Raw genomic sequence first — 22,850 nt, 5'->3', positions numbered from 1 at the left:
CGGCCGCGCGCGCGCGTCAAGCCGCACTCAGGCCGCGGCCGGGACGGCGGGCGCCTTGAGGCCGCCGAACCGGCGCTCGCGGCGGGTGAACTCGGCCACGGCGGCGGCGAGGTCGTCGGGACCGAAATCGGGCCACATCCGCTCGGTGAAGTGCAGCTCGGCGTAGGCCGCCTCCCACAGCATGAAATCCGAGAGCCGCTGTTCGCCGCCTGTCCGGATCAGCAGGTCGACGTCGACCGGTGAACCGTGCATCGCGCCCGCCACCACCGCGCCGAAACTCTCCCGCGTGAGGCCCTCTTGGCTCTGCAGGCGCTGCGCGGCGGCGATGATCGCGTCGCGGGCGGAGTAGTCGACGCAGATCCGCAGGTGCAGGCGGTTGCCCGAGGCCGTCGCCGCCTCCGCCGCAGCGATCGCCTCGGAAATGCCGTCCGGCAGCCGGTCGCGCCGGCCGACGACGCTGAGACGCGTGCCGGTGCGCGCCAAGCGCTGCGTCTCGTTGCGCAGGTAGGAGCGCAGAAGCCGCATCAGACCCCCGACCTCCTCGGCCGGGCGCTGCCAATTGTCCGCCGAGAACGCGTAGAGCGTCAGGGTGCCGATCCCGAGATCCGGACACGCCTCGGCGGTGCGCCGGATCGCCTCCACGCCGCGGTGATGCCCCGCCAGCCGGGGAAGCCCGCGCTGCGTCGCCCAACGCCCGTTGCCGTCCATGATGATCGCGGCGTGCAGGGCCCTCGGCACCGCTTCGCTTTGCATCGTAAAGTCTCCCGGCATGGGCGTTTCGCCAAGGTTTGTCGGATTATGGTTAACAATCCGTGGGGAATTGTGCGGTCTCACACCGTTTTCGTGGCCGGATCCAGGCTGCGCAGCCCGGTTTCGGTGCTCGAATCAGCGGCCTTCGCGGCATCCCGGACGACCTGTTCGAGGACGCCGAGATAACCGATGAAGCGCTGACGCCCGGTCGCCGTCAGACGACACACCGTCTGCGGCCGGTTATGCGCGGAGCCCTTCTCCAGACTGACAAGATCGGCCTCGCTCAGCACAGCGAGATGCCGACTCAGGTTGCCGTCCGTGAGCCCGCACAAACGCTTGAGATCCGGGAAGGGCAGGCCCTTCGGATGCGCGACCAGCGATGTGAGTACGCTCAGGCGCGCCCGCTCGTGGATGGTTCTGTCGAGCCCCTCGTATGAAAAGCGCCCGTCGGTGCGGTCAGAAATCGTCATCGAAGGCCCGGGCGCCGCGATGGAGGATACAGGCCAGCCAGACCTGACCGACCAAGAAGGGCAGGCCCATTGTCCAGGGAGAGAGGGCTCGCGTCTCGGCCGAGATCGCCAGCACGGCGAGCCCGGCCAGCAGGTACCAAGCGCCGACGCCCTGGACGGCCCGCGGCAGGATGCGCGCCGACGCGAACAGGCCGAGCCCGACCAGGACTTGCCAGAGGCCCGGCAGCATCCAGACCTCGCCGGGCGCGAATCGCGCGATCACCAGGGCGAGACAGGCGCCTGCACCGGCAGCCGGCAGAAAGACCTCGATGGCGTTCCACACCATCGCGTCGGCCAGCCCAGAATGCAGGCGGCGGCTGCGCCGGACAGCCTCGATGCCAACCAACGCGAACGCCACCAGGGCAACCGCGATCCACACGCCGAAGAACGTCCCGATTCGTGCGGCCGGGTCACCGAGCCAGAGAGCCTGACCGGCGGCGCAGGCCAGGGCGAGGCCGCCGGTGGCTGCAACCGTCGCAGCCCCGAGTCCGCGAAACGCCGTGTCTCGGGCGATCTGCGAGCGGATCGCCACGATATCGGCCAGCGCCTTGTCCAAGTCCTGCATGTGCCACATGCCCCGGGCTGCATCATGCTTTGTCGCGCAAAGTATCCGCCCGGCACGAGCGCTGCAAGCCGGTTGATGGACCCCAAGCGGCGGAATGTCTCAATATTGAGCCAACGATGCGCCTCCGCGTCGATGCGGACGCTACTCATCGGCGGCGCTCGTTTCGCCATCCGAATGAAGGATTTCCGCTGGGGTCGCGGGCATGGCGCGCCGGCGGGATCGGCCACGGTGCCGATGGAAGTGGCAAAACTCCACGCCGAAAAGGGTTTCTCGCGGCGGGCGCCGGGCCCATATTGGTGTCATGCCCGCTCCGAAGAAATCGCGCGCCGCTTCCGTCACGGCCTCGTCCGCCAAGGCGTCGAAGCCCGAGTTGAAGCCCCTCGATACCTATCTGGCCGAGTTGCTGAACCCGGCGCTCAACCGCAATCGGCTGGCTCCGATCGATCCGCCCCCTGAGCCGCCCGCGCGGCCGGGCAAGGTGAAAGGGCGCACCGGCAAGGGCGACAGCAAGGCGGCCACGCGCCGGGCAGAGATCGCCCGCGACGGCTTCGCGGAGGCCCCGCAGGCCGGCTACGCCCTGGGTGACGCGGCGGATGTCGATCCGCGCCTCGCTCAGGCCCTCGGCTTGACCCCGCCCGAGGACGGCCCGGTGCCGGAGGGCGCCGACCTGCCGGATCCCGGCGGCGACGGCGGCGCCTCGGCGACCGTCTCGGCCCTGGAGCGCCTGCTCACCGAGGGCAACCCGCTGTTCAAGGACGGTCAGACCTGGGTGCCGCACCGGCCGGAGCGGCCGCAGAAATCCGAGGGCGGCCTCAGGTTCACGCTGAAATCGGAGTTTACGCCGGCCGGCGACCAACCGAAGGCCATCGCCGAACTGGTCTCCGGCGTGCAGGCTCATGAGCGCGATCAGGTCCTGCTCGGCGTCACCGGCTCGGGCAAGACCTTCACGATGGCCAAGATCATCGAGGAGACGCAGCGTCCCGCCCTGATCCTGGCGCCCAACAAGACGCTGGCCGCGCAGCTCTACGGGGAGTTCAAGTCGTTCTTCCCCGACAACGCCGTCGAATATTTCGTCTCCTACTACGACTATTACCAGCCCGAGGCCTACGTCCCGCGCTCCGACACATTCATCGAGAAAGAATCGTCGATCAACGAGCAGATCGACCGGATGCGCCATTCCGCCACCCGTGCGCTGCTGGAACGGGACGACGTCATCATCGTCGCCTCGGTCTCGTGCATCTACGGTATCGGCTCGGTCGAGACCTACACGGCGATGTCGTTCACCGTGTCCCTCGGCGAGCGCATCGAGCAGCGCCAGCTCATCGCCGACCTCGTCGCCCTGCAATACAAGCGCATCCAGTCGGATTTCGCCCGCGGCACCTTCCGAGTGCGGGGCGATTCGATCGAGCTGTGGCCCGCCCACTTGGAGGATCGCGGCTGGCGGATCGGCCTGTTCGGCGACGAGATCGAGAGCATCGTCGAGTTCGATCCGCTCACCGGCAAGACCCTCTCCGAGCTGAAATTCGTGAAGGTCTACGCCAACTCGCACTACGTGACGCCGCGGCCGACGCTGCAGCAGGCGATCAAGGGCATCAAGACCGAGCTGAACGGCCGGATCGAGGAGCTGACCAAGATGGGCCGGCTGATCGAGGCCCAGCGCATCGATCAGCGCTGCACCTTCGACATCGAGATGATCGAGGCCACCGGCGCTTGCAACGGCATCGAGAACTATTCCCGCTACCTCACCGGCCGGAAACCCGGCGAGCCGCCGCCGACCCTGTTCGAGTACCTGCCCGACAACGCGCTCGTGTTCACCGACGAGAGCCATGTCACCGTGCCGCAGATCGGCGGCATGTACCGGGGCGACTTCCGCCGCAAGGCGACGCTCGCCGAGTACGGCTTCCGGCTGCCCTCCTGCCTGGACAATCGCCCGCTCCGCTTCGAGGAATGGGACGCGATGCGTCCGATGACGGTCCACGTCTCGGCGACGCCAGGCAAGTGGGAGATGGAGCAGACCGGCGGCGTGTTCGCCGAGCAGGTCATCCGCCCGACCGGCCTCGTCGATCCGGTGATCGAGATTCGCCCGGCCCGCAGCCAGGTGGACGACCTGCTGGGCGAGGTTCGGGACGTGGCGCAGGCCGGATACCGGACGCTGGTGACCACGCTGACCAAGCGCATGGCCGAGGATCTCACCGAGTATCTGCACGAGAACAGCGTGCGGGTGCGCTACATGCACTCCGACATCGACACGCTGGAGCGGATCGAGATCATCCGCGACCTGCGGCTCGGCGCCTTCGATGTACTGATCGGCATCAACCTGCTGCGCGAGGGCCTCGACATCCCGGAATGCGCCCTCGTGGCGATCCTCGACGCCGACAAGGAAGGCTTCCTCCGGTCGGAAACCTCGCTGATCCAGACCATCGGCCGCGCCGCCCGCAACGCCGACGCGCGCTGCATCCTGTACGCGGACAACATCACCGGCTCGATGGAGCGGGCGATGGCCGAGACCGAGCGGCGTCGCGCCAAGCAGCTCGCCTACAACGAAGAGCACGGGATCACGCCGCAGAGCGTGAAGCGCGGCATCGCCGACATCCTCAGCAGCGTGTTCGAGCGCGACCACGTCCAGGTCGATACCGGGCTGGCCAAGGATGCGATCACGGTCGGCCACAACCTCAAGGCCGTGATGGCGGACCTCGAGAAGCGGATGCGGGCTGCTGCCGCCGACCTCGATTTCGAGGAGGCGGCCCGGCTGCGGGACGAGCTCAAGCGGCTTCAGGCGACTGAACTGCTGGTTTCCGATGACCCAATGGCCCGGCAGAGCGATGTGGAGCGCGAGGCCGGCAAGTTCGGACGGAAGGCGCCGCGCGGGGCAGGGGGCAGCCGTATCGCCAAGCCCGACCTCGACAACATGGGTCCGGGGACCGACCGGGAGCTGCCCGTGGGCGGCACGGCGCCGGTCTGGCAGGAGCGGCCGAAGCCGCGCTCGACGCAGGGGCTCGGTGGGCAGAAGCCCAAATACAAGGGCGGCGGCGGACGGCGGGGTTGACCGGCCGTCTCCGTCTCAAGCGGCCTCGTGATCCCGGCCCTGGCGATGCGTCGTCGCGGCCTCGCCCGCATCGACGATCGCCTGGGCGATCCGGACGACCAGGGCGTTGCACGCTTCGTCGTAGGCGCGAGAATCGGCCTGCACGGCCGCCTGGGCCACCGCACCTCCGCGCTCCCGAACGATGTCGCGCGCGGTGCGCAGCGCGTCGGCGAAAGGCTCGAAGGGTCGGGGCATCGTCGCGCTCCGGAAGCGCCGGGACGTATCGGCCCGGTTGGCGGCTGCAACGAGCAACCCAACGAAACTGTTCCCGGCGGCCCTGGACGCCCATACCGCACCGGCCCAGATCAGCCGCCGGCGAGAGACGAGCACACGATGGCATCCGAGACGAACACGCCCCCGGCCCTCGATGACGAGACCCTGGCCTTCGCGGCCCGGGTGTTCCAGTACGCGCGGATGGGCCATGCGGAGGCGCTCGCCGAGCTGTTCTCCCAGGGCCTGCCGGCGAACCTGCGCAACGACAAGGGCGACAGCCTGCTGATGCTGGCCGCCTATAACGGCCAGGCGGAGGCCACGCGGGTGATCCTGGAGGCCGGCGGCGACCCGGAACTCGCCAACGACCGCGGCCAGACGCCACTGGCCGGCGCCGCCTTCAAGAACGATCTGGCGGTGGCGCGGCTGCTGCTCCAGCACGGGGCCGCGGTGGACGGGACCGGCAGCGGCAGCCGCACGGCCCTGATGACGGCGGCGATGTTCGACCGGACCGAGATGGTCGATCTCCTCCTCCAGCACGGTGCCGACCCGGATCGCCGCGACGCCGCCGGCCAGAGCGCCGCCGACATGGCCCTGGCCATGGGCGCGCAGGCGACGCCGGGGCAGCTCGACCAGGCGGGGCGTCGGTAGTGCACTTCGCCAAGCGCTGCAGCGTTGAGCCGACACGTACGGGCGCGACTGGCGCCTCACCCGGGAGCAGAATCTTGCAGCGATCCCTCGGAAGCATCGCGCTGGCCTGCCTCGTCCAGATCACGTCCTTCGGCATTGCATCCGCCGCCGAGACGCCCTGGCCCACCTTCGGCCACGACCCCAGCAACCGCAACTTCTCCGAACTCGCCCAGATCGACCGCGACAGCGTCGCCCGGCTGCGCCCTGCCTGGATCTTCCAGACCGGGATCACCGGCTACTTCCAGGCCCAGCCCGTGATGGTGGACGGAACGCTCTATCTCTCCACCACGCAGAACAACGTCGCGGCCCTCGACGCGAAGACCGGCAAGCCGCACTGGACCTACACGCACAAGCCGCGCACGGAAAAAATCTTCGGGCCGCCCTCGAACCGCGGACTCGCTGTATCCGGAGGCCTCGTCTTCGAGGCGACCATGGACGGGCGGCTGATCGCCCTCGACGCGAAGTCTGGCACGATCGTCTGGGACAAGGAGGCGGTGCGCCCGGAGGAGGGCGAGAGCGAAACCGCCTCTGGCCTCACCGCGACGCTCGGCGGCAAGCCCGTGCAGGGATCGAGCCGGCTCGGCTTCAAGATGCCGCCGCTGGTCGCCGACGGGCTGGTGATCGTCGGCGTGACCGGCGCGGGCTACGGCCTTCACATCGAGGACGAGGCTGGTGGTCTCGACGGCGGCGCGGTGGTCGGGATCGAGGGCGGATACGGGCGGCGCGGCTGGCTCGCCGCCTACGATGCCAAGACGGGCGAGGAGCGCTGGCGCTGGTACGTCACGCCGTCGGAAGGTTGGGAGGGCGGCTTCGTCGAGAAGACCGCAGACGGCACGCCGCTCCACCGCGACATCGCCGCCGAGAAGGCAGCCGCGCCGGCCAATCGCGACGCCTGGCGGGTCGGCGGCGGCTCCCTCTGGATGACGCCCGCCTACGACGCGGATCTCGGCCTGATCTTCCTCGGCACCGGCAACCCGGCCCCGCAGAATTTCGGTCTCTCGCGACCGGGCGACAACCTCTACACGATGTGCCTGGTGGCCCTCGACGTGAAGACCGGCAAGTTGCGCTGGTACTATCAGCAGGTCCCGCACGACGAGTGGGGCTACGATGTCGCCGCGCCGCCGTTCCTGCTCGATGGGCCCGGCGGCGCCAAGGCCGTGGCCTCGGCGAGCAAGACCGGTTGGATCTATGTCCACGACCGCGCCACCGGCAGGCTGATCGAGCGCTCGGCACCGCTCGTCGACCAGAAGAACCTGTTTTCACCCCCGACGGCGCAGGGCACGCTGGTGGCACCCGGTCCCCTCGGCGCCGTGTCGTGGCCACCCACCGCCTATGACGGCCAGCGTGCCTACGTGCAGGTCCGCCACGGGGCGACCACCTACACGGTGAAGACAGTGCCGGCCGCCGCCGGGCGGCCGGAGATCCGCTACACCGAGACCGGGGAGGCCAAAGGTGAGCCGTCCTTCAGCACCCTGACGGCCGTCGATCTCGGCGACGGCGGCAGGATTGCGTGGTCGGTTCGGTCGCCGAGCCGTTTGTCGGGGGGCACGCTGGCGACCGCCGGCGGCCTCGTCTTCTCCGGGGAGGAGGACGGGCATCTCGATGCGCACGATGCGCGCGACGGCCGGGTGCTCTGGCGCTTCCAGTGCGGGGCCGGCATCAGCGGGCCGGCGATGACCTACGCGCTGGACGGCAAGCAGTTCCTGGCGGTCGCGGCGGGCGGCGCGTCCTTCACCAAGGCGTCGGGCTTCGGCACCGGCGACGCGCTGCTGGTCTTCGCGCTGCCCGACTGACCGCGGCGGAGCCCGCCCCGCGAGCAGGTCAGTCGGCAGCGATCGCGTAGCGCGTGCGCAGGCGCAGGCCGAACACCGCCATCATGAACATGCAGCAGGTGGCGTTGTTGCCATTGTACAGCACCGTCTCGAACGACGCCGAGACCAGCCCCAGGAACCACAGCCGCAGGAACAGCATCGTCTCCGCGTCGAGGCGGGTTCCGCCCGCCACGCGCTGAAGGTCGCGCATGGGCGCGAGCACGAACGCCACCACGGTCAGGGCCAGGAACGGCAGGCCGCCGATCAAGGCCGTGTCGAGATAGGCGTTGTGGGCGTGATCGACGGTGTTGACCCAGGTCAGCTCCTCCGAGCCGCCATACATGGTCCGCTCGGTCATCCAGAACGCGCCGAGCCCCCAGCCGCGCCAGGGGCGGACGAGGATGTTGTCGATGGCGAACTGCCAGATCTCGCTGCGCCCCGTGAAGGTGGCGTTGGTGAGGAGCGCCCCGACGGCATCCTGGATCGACGGCACCAGGACCGAGCCGATCGAGATCAGCGAGAATCCGACGATCGGTCCGAGCAGCAGCAGCGTCCGCGTGACCCCGCCGGTGAGGATCTGGCACAGGCCCGTGATGGCGAGGATCACCGGCAGGAGCAGGATCGCGGTCTTGGAGCCGCTCGCGATCAGGAATCCGGCGGCCAGCAGCACGATGCCCCAGCCGAGGACGCGGCTCGCCACCCGCGCGACGTAGAGCCCGACGACCACCAGGATGACCATGGCGGCGCCGGCCTCGTTCTTCTGCGGGAAGATCCCGCGCCAGAGCCCCGGATGGCTCGGGTCGGAATTGACGTCGAAGGCCGAGTGGATGGCGAGGTTCGGGACGAAGGCGACCGCGAGGTAGCACGACAGCACGATCACCAGCGCGGCCCCGGCCATGGTCAGGGCGAGTTGCCGCGGAGAGCGGGCCACGATCAGCACGCCCGCCGAGAGCAGGGCGGCGATGGCGAACAGCGCCAGCCGTCGCAGCGACAGGCTCGGCTCGATGGAAAGGAGCGCCGTCCCGCCCAGCCAGACGGCGCACAGCAGGAGGGGGCCCGTCGCCAGCGGCCGCAGATGCCGGAAGCCGATCCGATGGATGGCCGCAACCATGGCGACACCGGCCGAGAGAAAGAGCGCCTGAGTGAGAAGGCTGCCCTCCTCGGAGGCCGCCAGGATTGACCGGTCGGACAGGTCGACGAGCCAGATGTGATTCCAGAGCAGCACGAAGACCGCGCCGTTCAGGAGAACGCGCAGCACGTCCGGCACATCGGAAGCCGCGGTGCCGCGCTGCCGCTCCTGAACCCGGATCCCGGTTGCCGCGTCCGCAGAAGCCATTCCGTCCCACCGCGAAAGCCGCAACCTGCGGCTCTGACCATTCTAGCGGATGACGGATCCAGGGCGATGGGCAATCAAAGCTTAGCCCCGACGATCGCGTGATAACCTTGACGCCGAGGCACGCTGCTCAGCGCCGCATCGTGTACTGCGAGCGCCCGGCCGATTGCCGCATCAGGAAGGACGCCATCTCGGAGAGCTCCGGCGCCTTGGAGCGAAAGGTCACGGAGAGCGCCAGGAGCGTATCCTTGTGGTCGAGCCCGGAATAGATCCGCTCCTGGACTGGAACGTGCTCGGCGCGCAGCTTGGCGGCCAGGCTGACCGTGTGCCGGGGCTTCACCACCGTGTCGGCGTCGCCGGTCGCCAGGAAGGCGGGCGGCGAGAGCGGGCCGACGAAAGTCCCGGGCTGCGTCGCGGCCTTGTCGGGCGCGTCCCCGAACACCTTGAGGGTGGTATCCTGGTCGAGGGGCAGGAAGTCGTAGGGACCTGAAAGGCCTGCGACGGCCTTGATCACCTTGGGATCGACGCCGGCCGCGGTCACGTAGCGCGGATCGAGGCCGAGCATCAGGGCGTTGTAGGCGCCCGCGGAGTGGCCGGCCAGCACGATGCGGCGAGGGTCGCCGCCGTAGGCCGTGATATTGTCGCGGACCCAGGCCACGGCCGCGGCACCGTCCTCCAGGAAACCCGGGAAGGGCGCGTCCGGATAGAGCCGGTAATCGGGCAGCACCGTGACGAAGCCCTGTGCGGCGAGCGCGTGCCCGACGAAGGCGTAGTCGTCCTTGGAGCCGCTCTGCCAGGAGCCGCCGTAGAAGAACACCAGCACAGGCGCGTTCTCGGCGGCCGCCGTCGGGACGTACACGTCGAGCTGCCGCCGCGGTCCCGCGCCGAAGGGCTGGTCCTTCGCCGCGAGGCGGCCACCCGGATCGCGCGGACCGATCGCGTCGAACAGGGCAAGCGGCGAGGCGGCGGTGAAGCCGAACGCGGCAAGCCCGAGGCAGAGGAGGCTAGCGAGCGCGGTGAGCAGACGTGTCATATCCCATCCGGTTGTCCCGACCGGGTCATACCGCATCGGGCTCAGGGCGGATTGATGACGGTCCCGCGGCGAACACCGGAAAATCAGGTTCGCAGCACGATGCAGGCGCCGCCGACCTTCCGGATCCGACCGCACAGGTCGTCGGCCGCCTGCCGGCTCTGCGCCGGGATGCGAATCCGGTAGAAGGCCCGGGTCCCGCGGTTGCGAAGGCGCGTCCCGATGATCATCGGCCGCACCTCGCCGATCACGCCCGCATAGCTGCTCCGGGCACGGTTGAAGCTTTGAAGGGCGAGCGCCTTGGAGAAGTTGCCGGCGAGCTGGATTCCCCAGGGGGCCGCCGGGCCCTCGTTGAGCCCCAGCGCGAACCGGTCGCCGCGGGCCGGGATCCGCAGGCTGGCGGTGACCTGCAGGCAGGTTTTGGGCGCCTCTGCCTTCGCCTCCTTCGTCTCGGGCTTCTCCGGCTTCTCGGGCGCGCCGCCCTCCGGGTACTCGATCGCCTTGGCGGGTCCGGTCCGCCAGTCGTCGACCGGGGCGCCCGTGATGGCGACCACATAGGCGCGGGTCTCGGCGGGCAGCCCGCCATCCCCGGCGAGCCACTTGCTGACCCGCGTCGCGCCGCCGTTATAGGCCGCTGCCGCCAGCCCGAGATTGCCGAACTGCGTCTTGAGGTCGGCCAGCAGGTGGGCAGCGTGCGGGATCGCCTGTTCCGGGTCGAACGGGTCGAGGAGGCCCCGCTCCCGTGCGGTCCCGGGCATGAACTGCGCGACGCCCTGTGCGCCCGCGGGGCTCACGACGCCGACGCGAAAGCTGCTCTCGCGCCAGATCAGCCGCGTCAGGAACGGCACCGGCAGTCCGCGGGCCTTGGCGGATTCGTCGATGAGCCGGCAGAGCGCCTGCTCGACGGTCTCGGTGGCCCCTTCGGAAGAAGCGGACGCCGCCGGATGCACGAAGGCGAAGCCGAGGAGGGCGAGCAGCGCGCCGAGGCGCAGGCGTGAGATAGTCACACCGGCGCTTGTAGCGACCTCCGGTTGCGGATCAATCCATCCGGTCCGCCGCCCAGGCCGGGGCATCGTCGCCGAGCCGGCGCGCCGCCCGGGCCCAGCTCATCGCGGCGCCGGGCACGGTCGCGGGCGGCCGAAGGCGCCGCGCCGGCCCCCACGCCGTCGCCTCGACCTCCGGGGCGAGGTCTTCGACCGCCCCGGCAACGGGCGGCCGGTCGGGGGCTCCCGGCCCCGCCGCGACCAGAAGCGCCGCCGTCCGGGCGAGCGAGAGCCGGGCTTGGCCGCCGGTCCCGTCGGAAAGCCGGCGCGCCAGCAGCCGTAGGATCGCGGCGGCCATCATGTAGCCGGTCGCGTGGTCGAGGGCCTGAACGGGCAGCGGCACCGGTGCTTCGGCCTTCCGCCAGTCCTGGCCGGCCTGCGCGATGCCGCAGCTCATCTGGACGAGGCTGTCGAAGCCGCGCCGTCCGGCCCAGGGCCCGGTCCAGCCATAGGCGTCGAGGCAGACCTCGACGAGGCCGGGCGCCAGCGCCCGCCGCGCCGCCGCGCCGTAGCCGAGCCCGTCCAGGGCTCCGGGCCGGTAACCGTGGACGAGCACGTCCGCCCCGGCGAGCAGCGCCTCGAAGGTCTCGCGACCGGAAGTCTGGCGCAGGTCGAGACGGGCGCAGGTCTTGCCCAGCGTCACCTCCGGCTCCAGGGCGGCCTCATTCCAGTCGGGCGGGTCGATCCGCAGCACGTCGGCCCCGAAGCCCGCGAGGAAGCGCGTCGCAACCGGCCCGGCGAGCACCCGGGTCAGGTCGAGCACCCGCAGGCCCGCAAGCGGCCGATCCGGGGGCGGCGCCCAGCACGATCCCGTCCGGTCGCTGGCCGGCTCGCTGGCCACCAGCGCCTCGGCCGCCACCGCGCGCCCCTGCGGGTGTACCGCCCACTCGGCGAGCCCGCGCATCTCGGCGGCGCAGCCGCCCTCGGCCAGGATCGCGGCCTCCAGCTCGGTCTTTGCCCAGCCTGCGACGGCCTGGGCCATGCCGGCGCGATCCGACTGCCCCCCGAGCACCCGCTCGGCTGCGGCTCTGTGGTGCGGGGCGTTGGTGTGGAGGCGGATCCAGCCGTCCCGGGTGGCGTAATCGCCGGCGACGGGATCCCAGGGCGCCGGCACGGTCCAGCCCTCCGGCCGCAGCGAGGTCGCGAACCAGAGCCCCGCGAGCCTTCGATCCACGCGAACCGGTCCGCGCCCACCCGCGATCTCCGCGAGCGCCAGCGCCGCCGCACCGATCGAGCCGGCGGCCAGTTCGGTGACCGCGAAGGCGGAGGGCAGGGCGGCCGTGCCGATGATATCCAGGCGGTCGAGGGCGCGGGGCGGTCCCCCGAGGGCGTCCCAGATCCGTACGGCGAATGCCTCGGCCCCAGCCGTCATGCCGATCTCCCGCGGGTCTGCGTGTCCGGGCGGATCACCCTCGCCGCCGGAGACACTAGGGCCGCGGCGCACGCGCGCTATAAGGGATGCATGTCAGAGGCCGAAAACCAGCCGCTCCTCGCCGTCGAGGGCCTGTCCGTCGCCTTCAGGTCCCGCGCGGGCGAGACCGGGGCGGTCGACGGTATCGCCTTCACGATCCGCCGCGGCGAGACCGTGGCGCTGGTCGGCGAATCGGGATCCGGCAAGTCGGTGACCGCTTTGGCGATCCTGCGGCTCCTTGACGGGGCGGCGCGCCAAGAGGGCCGGATCCTGTTCAAGGGGCGCGACCTCGCCGGCTTGCCGGAGCGCGCGATGCGCGACGTGCGCGGCGCCGACATCACCATGGTGTTCCAGGAGCCGATGACGTCGCTCAACCCGCTCCACGCGATCGAGCGGCAGATCGGCGAGGTGCTGGGCCTCCATCGCGGCCTCACCGGCAAGGCGGCAAGGCGCCGGATCCTGGAACTCCTGGAGCTCGTGGGCTTGCGCGACGCCGAGCGCCGCATGGGTGCCTACCCGCACGAGCTCTCGGGCGGCCAGCGCCAGCGGGTGATGATCGCCATGGCGCTGGCCTGCGAGCCGGACCTGCTGGTCGCCGACGAGCCGACCACGGCGCTCGACGTCACCGTGCAGGCCCAGATCCTGGCATTGCTGGCCGATCTTCAGAAGCGCCTCGGCATGGCGATGCTGTTCATCACCCACGATCTCGGCATCGTCGAGCGGATCGCCGACCGGGTCTGCGTGATGCTGAAGGGCAAGATCGTGGAGGCCGGTGCCACCGGGGCGGTGTTCGCGAACCCGCAGCACGATTATACAAGGCGCCTGATCGCCTCCGAGCCGAAGGGCCGCGCAAATCCCGTCCCGCCTGATGCCCCGTCTCTGGTCGAGGCCGGGCCGCTCAAGGTCTGGTTCCCGCTGAAGACCGGCCTGCTCCGGCGCGTCACCGGCCACGTCAAGGCGGTGGACGGGGTGTCCCTGCGGGTGCGAGCCGGCGAGACCGTGGGCGTCGTCGGCGAATCCGGCTCCGGCAAGACCACGCTCGGTCTCGCCCTGCTGCGGCTGACAGGCTCGGAAGGCCCGATCGTGTTCCTCGGCAAGGCGATCGACGGCTACGGCGTGGCGCAGATGCGCCCGCTGCGGAAGGACATGCAGGTGGTCTTCCAAGATCCCTACGGCTCGCTCTCGCCGCGGATGTCAGTGGCCGACATCGTCGCCGAGGGGCTGGTGGTCCAGGGCGCCGTGCGTTCCCGAGCCGAGCGCCGCGCCGTGGTGTCGAAGGCCCTCAGCGATGTCGGCCTCGACCCGGCCGCCATGGACCGCTACCCGCACGAATTCTCCGGCGGCCAGCGCCAGCGCATCGCCATCGCCCGGGCCATCGTGCTCAATCCGCGCTTCGTCGTGCTCGACGAGCCGACCTCGGCCCTCGACCGGTCTGTCCAGGCCCAGATCGTGACCCTGCTGCGCGATCTCCAGCGCGAGCGCGGCCTAGCCTACCTGTTCATCAGTCATGATCTGAAGGTGGTCCGCGCGCTGGCGAACTACGTGGTGGTGATGCAGAACGGCCGGGTGGTCGAGGAGGGCCCTGCGGAGACGATCTTCGCGAGCCCGCAGACCGCCTACACGCAGGCCCTGTTCAAGGCCGCCTTCGCCCTCGACAGCGACGCGCCCACCGAGCTGGAGCCCGCCTGACCGTGGCGCGCGCGCTCCTCATCGTCCTCGATTCCGTCGGCATCGGCGGCGCCCCGGATGCCGAGACCTACGGCGATGCCGGTTCGGACACGCTCGGGCACATCGCGGAAGCCTGCGCGGCGGGACGCGGCGACCGGCCCGGGCTGCGCGCCGGCCCATTGCGGCTTCCGCATCTCGCCGCGCTCGGTCTCGGGCTCGCGGCTGCCGGGGCGTCGGGCCGGATCCCACCCGGCCTGGCGCCGGACGGTGCGCCGGGCGGCGCCTACGGCCACGCCGTGGAGACGGCCGCCGGCAAGGACACGCCCTCGGGCCATTGGGAGATCGCCGGCCTGCCGCTGCCGGAGCCCTGGGGCCATTTTCCGGATACCCGGCCGGCCTTCCCGCCAGAGCTCACCGAGGCGCTCGTCGCGCAGGCGCAGCTGCCGGGCATCCTGGGCGATCGCCACGCGCCGGGCGTGGCGATCATCGAGGCGCTCGGGGCCGAGCACCTACGGACCGGCAAGCCGATCTGCTACACCTCGGCCGACAGCGTGTTCCAGATCGCCGCCCACGAGGAGGCGTTCGGGCTGGAGCGGCTCTACGCGCTGTGCCGCACCGCCCGCCGGCTCTGTGATCCCTACCGGGTCTGCCGGGTGATCGCCCGGCCGTTCGTCGGTTCGGCGGATGCGGGCTTCCGCCGGACGGGCAACCGCAAGGATTTCGCCGTGGCGCCGCCCGGCCGCACCCTGCTCGACCGGGCTGAGGCGGCGGGCCACGCCGTGGTGAGCATCGGCAAGATCGGCGACATCTTCGCCCACCGCGCCACGGGCCGCGAGATCAAGCCGGGCCCGAACGCGGCCTGCCTCGCGGCGGGGCTCGGCGCGCTCAAGGACCTGCCGGAGGGCGGCCTCGTCTTCGTGAACCTCGTGGATTTCGACACGGAGCACGGCCACCGCCGCGATGTGCCGGGCTACGCGGCGGAGCTTGAAGCCTTCGATGCCCGGGTCCCGGAGATCCTGGCCGCCCTCCGGCCCGGCGATCTGGCGGTGGTAACGGCCGATCACGGCAACGACCCGACCTGCCCGGGGACCGACCACACCCGCGAGCAGGTCCCGATTCTGGCCTTCGGCCCCGGCATCGCCGGACGCGCGATCGGGCGGCGGGACACCTTCGCGGATATCGGTGCCACGGTGGCGGCCCATCTCGGCCTGCCCTGGGACGGCGCCGGACGACCGTTCCTGTAGGGAGTACACACGATGCGGGACGATGACGACCGGCCGCGCAAGGCCGTCGCTCACGAGATCGGGCAGCCTCTGGACACGCTCTCGCTCTCGGATCTCGACGCGCGCGTCGCGCTCCTGCGGGCCGAGATCGCCCGGATCGAGGCGGCGCGGGCGGCCAAGCAGGCGGCGCAGGGTGCGGCCGACGCCTTCTTCAAGCGGGGCTGAGGCTTGGACCGGACAGACACGCTCGCCGCTCTCCGGCGCGGCGACCTCGGCGGCGCGCGGGAGGTGCGACTGCCCGATGGGCTCACCGAATTCCCCCGGGAGGTGCTGGACCTCGCCGACACCCTCGAAGTTCTGGATCTCGGCCGCGGCAGCCTCTCCGACCTGCCGGCCGATCTCGGACGCCTGCGGCGCCTGCGGGTGCTGTTTGGCTCCGGCAACCCCTTCACGCGCCTGCCGCCGGTGCTGGGCGACTGCCCGACGCTCAGCCAGCTCGGGTTCCGCGGCTGCGGCATCCGCGAGGTTCCGCCGGACGCGCTGCCACGCGACCTGCGCTGGCTGACCCTGACCGACAACCACATCGCGCACCTGCCCGACAAGCTCGGGGAACGGCCGCTGCTGCAGAAGCTGATGCTGTCCGGCAACCGGATCACGGCATTGCCCGACAGCCTGTCGGCGGCGGACAATCTCGAGCTGATCCGCCTGTCCTGCAACCGGTTCGACGCGCTTCCGTCCTGGCTGGCGCGGCTGCCGAGACTCGCCTGGATCGCCTATGCGGGCAACCCCGCGGAGCCGGAGACGGAGCCTGCGGGGAGCGCCCGAGTGCCGTGGGCGGCGCTGACGGTCGGCGATCTCCTCGGGGAGGGGGCATCGGGCCAGGTTTATAGGGCCGTGTGGACGAGCCCGGTCGGCGCGCAGGAGGTGGCGCTCAAGCTGTTCAAGGGCGCGATGACCAGCGACGGCCTGCCCGAGCGCGAGATGGACGCCTGCCTCGCCGCCGGCACGCATCCGGCGCTGACCGGCGCCCTCGGCCGGATCGACGGGCATCCAGACGGCGCGCAGGGATTGGTCCTGCGGCTCCTGCCCCAGCACTGGCGCGTGCTTGCGGGCCCGCCGAGCCTCGCGAGCTGCAGCCGCGACGTCTATGCGCCAGGCGTGCGCCTCAACCCGGCGCAGGTCCTGCACATCGCCCGGGCGGTGGCGGAGGCGGTGGCGCACCTTCATGGCCGCGGCCTCCTCCACGGCGACGTCTATGCCCACAACACCCTCTGGGATGGCGCAACCGGTGCGGCCGTGCTCAGCGATCTCGGAGCGGCCTCGGTCCTTCCATCGGGGGAAACCGGTTCGGCGCTGATGCAGGTCGAGGTCCGGGCGATCGGCATCCTGATGGGTGAGTTGCTCGACCAATGCACCGCGCCGCCGGAGAGCCTGCGGTTTTTGGCACGGGCCTGCAAGCAGGCCGATCCGGCGCGGCGCCCGGGCCTTCCGGAGGTCATCGCCATGATCGGGCGGGCGGCGGCCTGAGCCGTCGCTACGGAGTACGGCAGCTCCATCGAAACATCGACCTCACCTGGTCGCGTCCCAGCGCCTGTGATTCCGTACGTCACCGTCATTGCGGGGCGCCGAAGGCGAGCCCGGCATCCAGAACCGCCGTTCGTGCAAGGTCTGGCAGGTCCGCGGGTCTGGATCCCGGGCTCCGCTGCGCAGCCCCGGGATGACGGGGAGCTCGGCCCTTCCCGGGGGAAGCCCCGTGAGCTCAGGCTTTTTACGAAGGCGACGCCTCAACCCGGAATGTCGGCCTGCCTGCGGGCCACCACGGCAAACAGGTCGCCGAGCGCGGCGAGGCTCGCGGCCTGAAGCTGAGCGGCGGGGACCACGCTGCCGTCCGGCGCCGGAAGGTCGCGCGTCGCCGTGGCGGAGGCCACGACGGTGGGGCGGAACCCGAGATTGAAGGCGCTGCGCGCCGTGGAGTTGACGCACATATGCGTCATGAAGCCTGCGAGCAGGACGTCCTTCACGCCTTCCGCCTCCAGCCGCTCCTGGAGGTCAGTTCCCACGAACGAGCTCGGATAGGCCTTGGTAATCACCGGCTCGTCGCCCTGCGGCGCCACCTCCGGGCTGATCTGGCCGATCGGAGCCGTGACGTCGTAAGGCGAGCCCGGCCCGGCATCGTGGCGGACATGGAGGATCGGGATTCCGGCCTCGCGGGCCCGCCGGAGCAGGTCCGCCGCCTCGCGGATCGCGGCTTCGACCCCCTCGAGGCGCATGACGCCTTCGCGATAGGTCTGCTGCAGGTCGATCATGACGAGCGCCGAGCCCTTGAGCCCGGCCGGCTCGGGGCTGAGGCCTGACAGGCCGCGCAAAGTCGCGAGATCGGACATCCGGCTTCTCCCATGGTGCCGCGCGGGCCGCGGCCGCCATCTCTGTGGCCCTTGACCCTTACGACGGATGGGTGGGAGCGCACCATTGCCAATCGGCGCGCACCGGGACCTAGCGCGCCGGCGGCCCCGGATCGATCGCCGGCAGCTCGCTTGCCGGCAGGCCCGAGCCGGCCAGCGCCTGCGGGCCGCCGGCGCCGCGGGCCCGGTTGGCGAGCGCCACGGTCAGGCGCTCGGCGGTCTCGGGCTGCATCACGGCCAGCACCTCGGCCATCTTGCGCGGGTTCATGGCCAGCACGATCGGAACCAGAACCTCGTGGCCCAACCGGTCGAACACCCGGGCGGCATCCTTGGGCTTCATCGCCTCGTACATCGTGACGATGTTCTTGAGCCCCTGCTTCTCGGCCTCCTCCTTCGCCTTGGCGACGGAATCGACCTTGTCCTCGGCCTTCTTGAGATCGCCGAGCCCGGTCTCGAGCTTCCGCTCGGCCTCGCCCAGCATCTTCTCGCGCAGGTCGAGCTCCTCGTTCTTCTGGCGCAGGGCATCGCGCCGGGCCCCGAGCTTCTCCAGCAGCGCGCGCTCGGTGGGCGAGACCGAGGGAGGGGCCGCAGGCTGCGGCGGGGCCGTGACCGGAGCTTTCGCGGCCGCGGCGGCCGGCTCCTCCTTGGCGCCCACGGACCCGGTGGTGACCGGGTCGGACGGCTCGTAGCCGGTTCGGGCCCTGGCGACCGCGCGACTGTAGTCCGGCAGCGCGGCGCTCTCCGGCAGGCCGGCCTGCAGCAGGCTGAGGAGCTTGAGCACGAGGAGCCCACCCGCCGCGAGGGCGACGGCGTTGATGAGGCGCAGCCGCGCCGGCCGCGCCGGCTTGGGAGGCAAGCGGCGCAGCGCTTCGCCGGCGCGGCGCAGCTTCGCCTCGGGATCCGGCTTCGGGGGCGGGACCTTCGGGGCCTTGACTCCGGTCACGCGGCGCGCGCCCGGACGCGGGCGAGGGCGCGCTCGCTCATGGCGAGCGCAGCCGCGGCGGCGGCCCCGAGGCGCTCCCCGTTCGGGCTCGACGGCTCCGGTCGGCGCAGGGGCTGAAGCTCGGGCTCAGCCCCGACCTGGGGAGCGGATGCCGGCTCCGGACGGGCCGGCACCGCGCGCATCTGCGCCACGATGGCGCCGATGCGCGACACCACGGTCTCGCCCGCCTCGACCTGCAGCTTCAGCTCGGCGGACCGGGCGGTTGCGGCATCGAGGCTGGCATTGAGGGTACGGTCGGCATCGTCGATGGCCGCGCGCAGGCCCGCGATGGCGCGCTCGGCCGTCCCGCTCGCCACCATCAGGTCGCCGATCGTCTGGCGGAGCGCCGCCTCGTCGCCCTTCATCTGGCCGATCCGACCCGACAGACGCAAGGAGGTGACGATCGTCGCCGCGAGGAGGACGGCGACCAGGATGTCGGCCGCGAGGGTGACGAAGAGACTCATGCCGGGACCCTCATCGGCCCTAATTGTCCGACCGGTTGTTCATCGAGGCCTCGTAGGCCTGGATGGTCGTGCGTGACCGGCGCAGGGGCCGGGTGACCTGGACGGCGATGTGGCCGTCGACCCGGCCGATCCGCCCCTGCGTGAGCGCCCAGTCGCCGCAGCGCACGGTGATGAGGTCCGACGGCTTGGCTTCGAACATCAGCGTCTCGCCGACCTTGAGGCTCATGACCTGCTTCAGGGGCAGCATCATCTCGTGCAGCACCGCCTCCATGGTCACGTCGGCCTGCCAGATCTCGGTGGCGAGATGGCCTTCCCAGATGTGATCGCGGCCGAGCTTCTCGCCCATGAAGCTCTGGGTGAGCAGTTCGCGGATCGGCTCGATGGTCGCGTAGGGAAACAGGATCTGCAGCATGCCGCCGCGTCCGTCGACGTCGAGGCGCAGGCTGATCAGGATCGCGGCGTTGCCCGGCCGCGTGATGGTGGCGAAGCGTGGGTTCGTCTCGATCCGGTCGATGCCGAAGGTCACGGGCGAGAGCGGCTGGAACGACATCTCCAGGTCGCCCAGGACGATCTCCACGAGGCGGCGCACCAGCGTCATTTCAATGGCGGTGAAGGGCCGTCCGTCAAGGCGGCTCGACAAGCCGCCGCGCTTGCCGCCGAGCAGCAGGTCGAAGGTCGCGTAGGCGAGGTTCGAATCGACCGTGACGAGGCCGGAATTCTCCCATTGCTCGGCCCGGAACACGCCGAGCAGCGTCGGCAGCGGGATCGCGTTGAGATAGTCGCCGAAGCGCACCGAGGTGATGTTGTCGAGGGTCACCTCGACGTTGTCCTGGAACAGGTTGCGCAGGGAGGTCGACAGCAACCGGATCATCCGGTCGAAGACGATCTCCAGCATCGGCAGGCGTTCGTACTGGACGACGCCCGAATCGACGATGGCCTGCACGCCCCCGGCCCCGGAGGCCGAGAGCTCGCGCATGGAGAAGCCGAGGACGCCGTCGATCTCGTCCTGGTTCAGCACCCGGTCGTTGCCGGCGAGTTCGGGGAGGTTGTCGCTCTCCCCGTCCTCGATCATCGTCGCCCATTCGGCGGCGACGTCGCCCGCGTTGCGCGTGGTGCCCTGCTCGGCGAGCGCCGCGCCCCATTCCTCGGCCAGCGACGTGTCGCCGCCCTCGGCGCCCTGCTCCAGGAGCGCCGCCGACCAGTCGTCTTCGGGAAGTTCGTCCTCGGGTTCCATCAGGCGTGCTCGGTCAAGCCTTGGCGCGCGGCCTGCGCGCGGCGTGAGAGGATCTCGGGCCGGATCATTGGACGATCACGTCCTTGAACAGCACGGCCTCGACCTTGGCGGGATAGAGCGCGATGTTGACGCGGCGCAGCAGCTCCTCGCGCAGCCGGAACAGGCCTACCGAGCCGGTGAGGTCGCTGGCGCGCAGCTCGCGCATGTAGACCTGCAGCGCGTCCTCGACGCGCGGCATCAGAGGTTTCACCTCCTCCTCGACCTTGGCGTCCTTGAGTTCGAGGGAGAGGCGGACCTTGGCGTATTTCGTCTTATCCTGCGGCATATCGGGGCTGAGGTTCAGGAGCAGCTCGCGCACGTCGAGGAAGACGACCTGCTTCTTGCCGTCCGGCGCGGCCCCGTGGCCGCCGCCGTGACCGCCTTCCGCGGCCTCCTTGCCCTCACCGTTGCCTCCGCCGCGGCCCATCATCATGTAGGCGCCCGCACCGCCGCCCACCACCAAGAGAGCGACGGCCACCATGATGATGAGCTTCTTCTTGCCCTTCGGGGCGGCGGCTGTTCCGGCCTCGCCTTCCTCGGCGGAGGCCTTCTTGGGCTTCTTGGCCATGGAATAATGCTCTCTCGCGGAAGTCCGCGCGCCGGGTACAACCGGATATCGGAGCATCAGGGTTAACGCGCCGTTAAGCGGGCAATTCCTGCCGAGTCAGGTTTGCCGTGGCGCGGTCCGGACCGGCCGGACCGGCCGGCTTACTTCCGGATAAGCCACTCCAGATGCTGAGCAAATTTCCATCCGGTCACGTGGCACAGCGCATGCTGAAAGGATCGTTGCCGCCACCGCGGCGCACGAGTCCCAGAGTCCACGATGCAGAATGCCCTCTTCGTCGGCGTGTCGAGCCAGATGGCGCTCCAGCGCGAGCTGGACGTGATCGCCAACAACATGGCCAACGTGTCGACCACCGGCTTCAAGGCCCGCAACAGCCGCTTCCAGGAATACCTGATGCCGGTGGCGAGCGCGGATTCCTTCGCCCGGCCGGACCGGCGCCTCTCCTACGTCATCGACCAGGGCACCGCCCTCGACCTCGGGCAGGGTCCGGTCGAGCAGACCGGCAACCCGCTCAACGTCGCCGTCAAGGGCTCTGCCTTCATCGCTGTGCAGTCGCCCCAGGGCGAGCGCTACACCCGCAACGGCGCGTTCGAGCTGGACGCCCAGGGCACGCTCGTGACCAGCGACGGCAACAAGGTCGTGGGTGACGGCGGCCCGATCAGCATCAACCCGCAGGAGACCGGGCTGGCGATCGGGCCCGACGGCACGGTGTCGACCAATCTCGGCATCCGCGGCAAGATCAAGCTCGTCACCTTCGCCAACCCGCAGCGGCTGACGAACGAAGGAGCCAACCTCTACGCCTCGCCGGATCCGGCACGCCCAGCCGGGATCGACGGCCGCCTGGAGCCGGCCGCGCTGGAGCGCTCGAATGTCCGCCCGGTCATCGAGATGACCCGGCTGATGGACGTGAACCGCTCCTACGCCATGGTGTCGAGCATGATCTCCCGCCTCGACGATCTGCGGGGCACGGCGATCCGCCGCCTCGCCGACGTCGCGTAAGGGGGCCTGACCGATGCGCGCCCTCTACTCCGCCGCCACCGGCATGGCGGCCCAGGAACTCAACGTCCAGGTCATCTCGAACAACATCGCGAACCTGCGCACCACCGGCTACAAGCGCCAGCAGGTGCACTTCCAGGATCTGCTCTATCAGAACCTGCGCCGCGCGGGCTCCTCGACCTCGGAGCAGAACACGCAGCTCCCCGCGGGCCTCGCCCTCGGCTCGGGCGTGAAAACGACCTCGACCGCCCGGGTCATGTCGCAGGGCACGCTCTCCTCCACGGAGAAGGACTACGACGTCGCGATCCGTGGCGAGGGCTTCTTCCGGGTCACCATGCCGGACGGCCGGACCGCCTACACGCGGGACGGCTCCTTCGACCTCTCGGCCCAGGGCCAGCTCGTCACCCGCGACGGCTACCTGCTCGATCCGGCGATCACCGTGCCGCAGACCGCGACCGCGGTGACGATCAGCGCCACCGGCGCCGTGCAGGCGACGCTGCCGGGACAGACGGCGCCGCAGTCACTCGGCCAGTTCCAGCTCTCGCGCTTCGTGAACAAGGTCGGCCTCGAGTCGATCGGCGACAACCTGTTCATCGAGACCGCCGCCTCCGGCCCGGCCATCAGCGGCCTGGCGGGCGCCGAGGGCTTCGGCAACCTCCAGCAGAGCTACCTGGAGGAGGCGAACGTCAACGCCGTTACGGAGATCTCGTCGCTGATCGCCGCGCAGCGCGCCTACGAGATGAACTCCAAGGTCGTCACCGCCGCCGACCAGATGCTCTCCACCACCACCCAGATGTTCCGCAGCTAAGCGCGCAGCCCGCGCCCGCTCCAGGTCCCTGA

At 70.5% G+C, this 22,850-nt stretch carries 22 protein-coding genes; 9 read left to right on the top strand and 13 right to left on the bottom strand.

The genetic code is table 11. From position 1 onward, the window contains the following. Nucleotides 1–27: 27 nt before the first annotated feature. From JOE48_RS03880 to JOE48_RS03870, 3 genes are all read right to left on the bottom strand, one after another. Complete coding sequence (locus tag JOE48_RS03880) at nt 28–753, bottom strand: di-trans,poly-cis-decaprenylcistransferase (protein WP_210027841.1); 726 nt, start codon at nt 751–753, stop codon at nt 28–30. Nucleotides 754–830: 77 nt separating this feature from the next. Then, nucleotides 831–1,220 (bottom strand): transcriptional regulator, encoded by a 390-nt coding sequence (locus JOE48_RS03875; RefSeq protein ID WP_210027839.1) that lies wholly within the window; start codon nt 1,218–1,220, stop codon nt 831–833. After that, entirely contained in the window at nt 1,207–1,824 is a 618-nt protein-coding gene (locus JOE48_RS03870) for a hypothetical protein (RefSeq protein WP_210027837.1), read from the bottom strand. Before JOE48_RS03870 ends, JOE48_RS03875 begins: the two co-directional genes overlap by 14 nt. A gap of 301 nt (nt 1,825–2,125) precedes the next feature. Between JOE48_RS03870 and uvrB the strand changes: the two genes are divergently transcribed. Then, nucleotides 2,126–4,870, top strand: a complete 2,745-nt coding sequence (gene uvrB / locus JOE48_RS03865; protein ID WP_210027828.1) for an excinuclease ABC subunit UvrB — start codon at nt 2,126–2,128, stop codon at nt 4,868–4,870. 15 nt (nt 4,871–4,885) lie between these two features. On the opposite strand, the gene JOE48_RS03860 is transcribed toward uvrB, so the two are convergent. Then, complete coding sequence (locus JOE48_RS03860) at nt 4,886–5,104, bottom strand: hypothetical protein (RefSeq protein ID WP_210027826.1); 219 nt, start codon at nt 5,102–5,104, stop codon at nt 4,886–4,888. Nucleotides 5,105–5,242: 138 nt separating this feature from the next. On the opposite strand from JOE48_RS03860, the gene JOE48_RS03855 reads away from it, so the two are divergent. Together JOE48_RS03855 and JOE48_RS03850 are read left to right on the top strand one after the other, a co-directional pair. Beyond that, on the top strand, nt 5,243–5,770 hold the full coding sequence (locus tag JOE48_RS03855; RefSeq protein WP_210027824.1) for an ankyrin repeat domain-containing protein: 528 nt from the start codon (nt 5,243–5,245) through the stop codon (nt 5,768–5,770). Between the two features lie 74 nt (nt 5,771–5,844). Continuing rightward, on the top strand, nt 5,845–7,602 hold the full coding sequence (locus JOE48_RS03850; protein ID WP_210027822.1) for a PQQ-binding-like beta-propeller repeat protein: 1,758 nt from the start codon (nt 5,845–5,847) through the stop codon (nt 7,600–7,602). Nucleotides 7,603–7,630: 28 nt separating this feature from the next. Here JOE48_RS03850 and JOE48_RS03845 read toward each other — a convergent pair whose 3' ends face one another. The 4 genes from JOE48_RS03845 to JOE48_RS03830 form a co-directional block, all read right to left on the bottom strand. After that, nucleotides 7,631–8,956, bottom strand: a complete 1,326-nt coding sequence (locus tag JOE48_RS03845) for an O-antigen ligase (protein WP_210027814.1) — start codon at nt 8,954–8,956, stop codon at nt 7,631–7,633. A 127-nt stretch (nt 8,957–9,083) separates the two neighbouring features. Continuing rightward, a complete protein-coding gene (locus JOE48_RS03840; RefSeq protein WP_210027812.1) occupies nt 9,084–9,986 on the bottom strand; it encodes an alpha/beta hydrolase in 903 nt (300 codons plus the stop codon). Nucleotides 9,987–10,069: 83 nt separating this feature from the next. Further along, nucleotides 10,070–10,984 (bottom strand): lytic transglycosylase domain-containing protein, encoded by a 915-nt coding sequence (locus tag JOE48_RS03835; protein ID WP_210035545.1) that lies wholly within the window; start codon nt 10,982–10,984, stop codon nt 10,070–10,072. A gap of 37 nt (nt 10,985–11,021) precedes the next feature. After that, on the bottom strand, nt 11,022–12,398 hold the full coding sequence (locus tag JOE48_RS03830; RefSeq protein WP_210027810.1) for a CoA transferase: 1,377 nt from the start codon (nt 12,396–12,398) through the stop codon (nt 11,022–11,024). A gap of 90 nt (nt 12,399–12,488) precedes the next feature. Here JOE48_RS03830 and JOE48_RS03825 point away from each other — a divergent pair, with 90 nt between their 5' ends. The 4 genes from JOE48_RS03825 to JOE48_RS03810 are packed head-to-tail and all read left to right on the top strand — an operon-like array spanning nt 12,489 to nt 16,855. Further along, complete coding sequence (locus JOE48_RS03825; RefSeq protein WP_210027807.1) at nt 12,489–14,126, top strand: ABC transporter ATP-binding protein; 1,638 nt, start codon at nt 12,489–12,491, stop codon at nt 14,124–14,126. Between the two features lie 2 nt (nt 14,127–14,128). Further along, the gene (locus JOE48_RS03820; protein WP_210027805.1) at nt 14,129–15,349 is read left to right on the top strand and encodes a phosphopentomutase; all 1,221 of its coding nucleotides are present in this window, start codon (nt 14,129–14,131) and stop codon (nt 15,347–15,349) included. 12 nt (nt 15,350–15,361) lie between these two features. Then, nucleotides 15,362–15,553: a DUF1192 domain-containing protein gene (locus JOE48_RS03815; RefSeq protein WP_210027803.1), complete on the top strand. Its 192-nt coding sequence runs from the start codon at nt 15,362–15,364 to the stop codon at nt 15,551–15,553. 3 nt (nt 15,554–15,556) lie between these two features. Beyond that, nucleotides 15,557–16,855 carry a leucine-rich repeat-containing protein kinase family protein gene (locus tag JOE48_RS03810; protein WP_210027801.1) on the top strand — a complete coding sequence of 433 codons (1,299 nt, stop codon included), beginning with the start codon at nt 15,557–15,559 and terminating at the stop codon, nt 16,853–16,855. A 257-nt stretch (nt 16,856–17,112) separates the two neighbouring features. On the opposite strand, the gene JOE48_RS03805 is transcribed toward JOE48_RS03810, so the two are convergent. From JOE48_RS03805 to fliL, 5 genes are all read right to left on the bottom strand, one after another. Next, on the bottom strand, nt 17,113–17,712 hold the full coding sequence (locus tag JOE48_RS03805; RefSeq protein WP_210027793.1) for a cysteine hydrolase family protein: 600 nt from the start codon (nt 17,710–17,712) through the stop codon (nt 17,113–17,115). A gap of 109 nt (nt 17,713–17,821) precedes the next feature. Beyond that, complete coding sequence (locus JOE48_RS03800) at nt 17,822–18,673, bottom strand: MotE family protein (RefSeq protein ID WP_409518555.1); 852 nt, start codon at nt 18,671–18,673, stop codon at nt 17,822–17,824. Then, a complete protein-coding gene (locus tag JOE48_RS03795) occupies nt 18,670–19,176 on the bottom strand; it encodes a DUF6468 domain-containing protein (protein WP_210027790.1) in 507 nt (168 codons plus the stop codon). Before JOE48_RS03795 ends, JOE48_RS03800 begins: the two co-directional genes overlap by 4 nt. Before the next feature lie 19 nt (nt 19,177–19,195). After that, nucleotides 19,196–20,413 (bottom strand): flagellar motor switch protein FliM, encoded by a 1,218-nt coding sequence (gene fliM, locus JOE48_RS03790; RefSeq protein ID WP_210035542.1) that lies wholly within the window; start codon nt 20,411–20,413, stop codon nt 19,196–19,198. Nucleotides 20,414–20,474: 61 nt separating this feature from the next. Next, the gene (fliL, locus tag JOE48_RS03785; RefSeq protein ID WP_210027788.1) at nt 20,475–21,017 is read right to left on the bottom strand and encodes a flagellar basal body-associated protein FliL; all 543 of its coding nucleotides are present in this window, start codon (nt 21,015–21,017) and stop codon (nt 20,475–20,477) included. Nucleotides 21,018–21,272: 255 nt separating this feature from the next. Between fliL and flgF the strand changes: the two genes are divergently transcribed. Both flgF and flgG read left to right on the top strand, forming a co-directional pair. Then, entirely contained in the window at nt 21,273–22,013 is a 741-nt protein-coding gene (gene flgF / locus JOE48_RS03780; RefSeq protein WP_210027787.1) for a flagellar basal-body rod protein FlgF, read from the top strand. Nucleotides 22,014–22,026: 13 nt separating this feature from the next. Next, a complete protein-coding gene (gene flgG / locus JOE48_RS03775) occupies nt 22,027–22,818 on the top strand; it encodes a flagellar basal-body rod protein FlgG (protein ID WP_210027785.1) in 792 nt (263 codons plus the stop codon). Nucleotides 22,819–22,850 lie beyond the last annotated feature (32 nt).

It is taken from the genome of Methylobacterium sp. PvR107 (assembly GCF_017833295.1).
Lineage (GTDB): Bacteria > Pseudomonadota > Alphaproteobacteria > Rhizobiales > Beijerinckiaceae > Methylobacterium.
The sequence above is the reverse complement of the archived record's forward strand: the minus strand, read 5'-3'. Positions and strand labels throughout refer to the sequence as shown.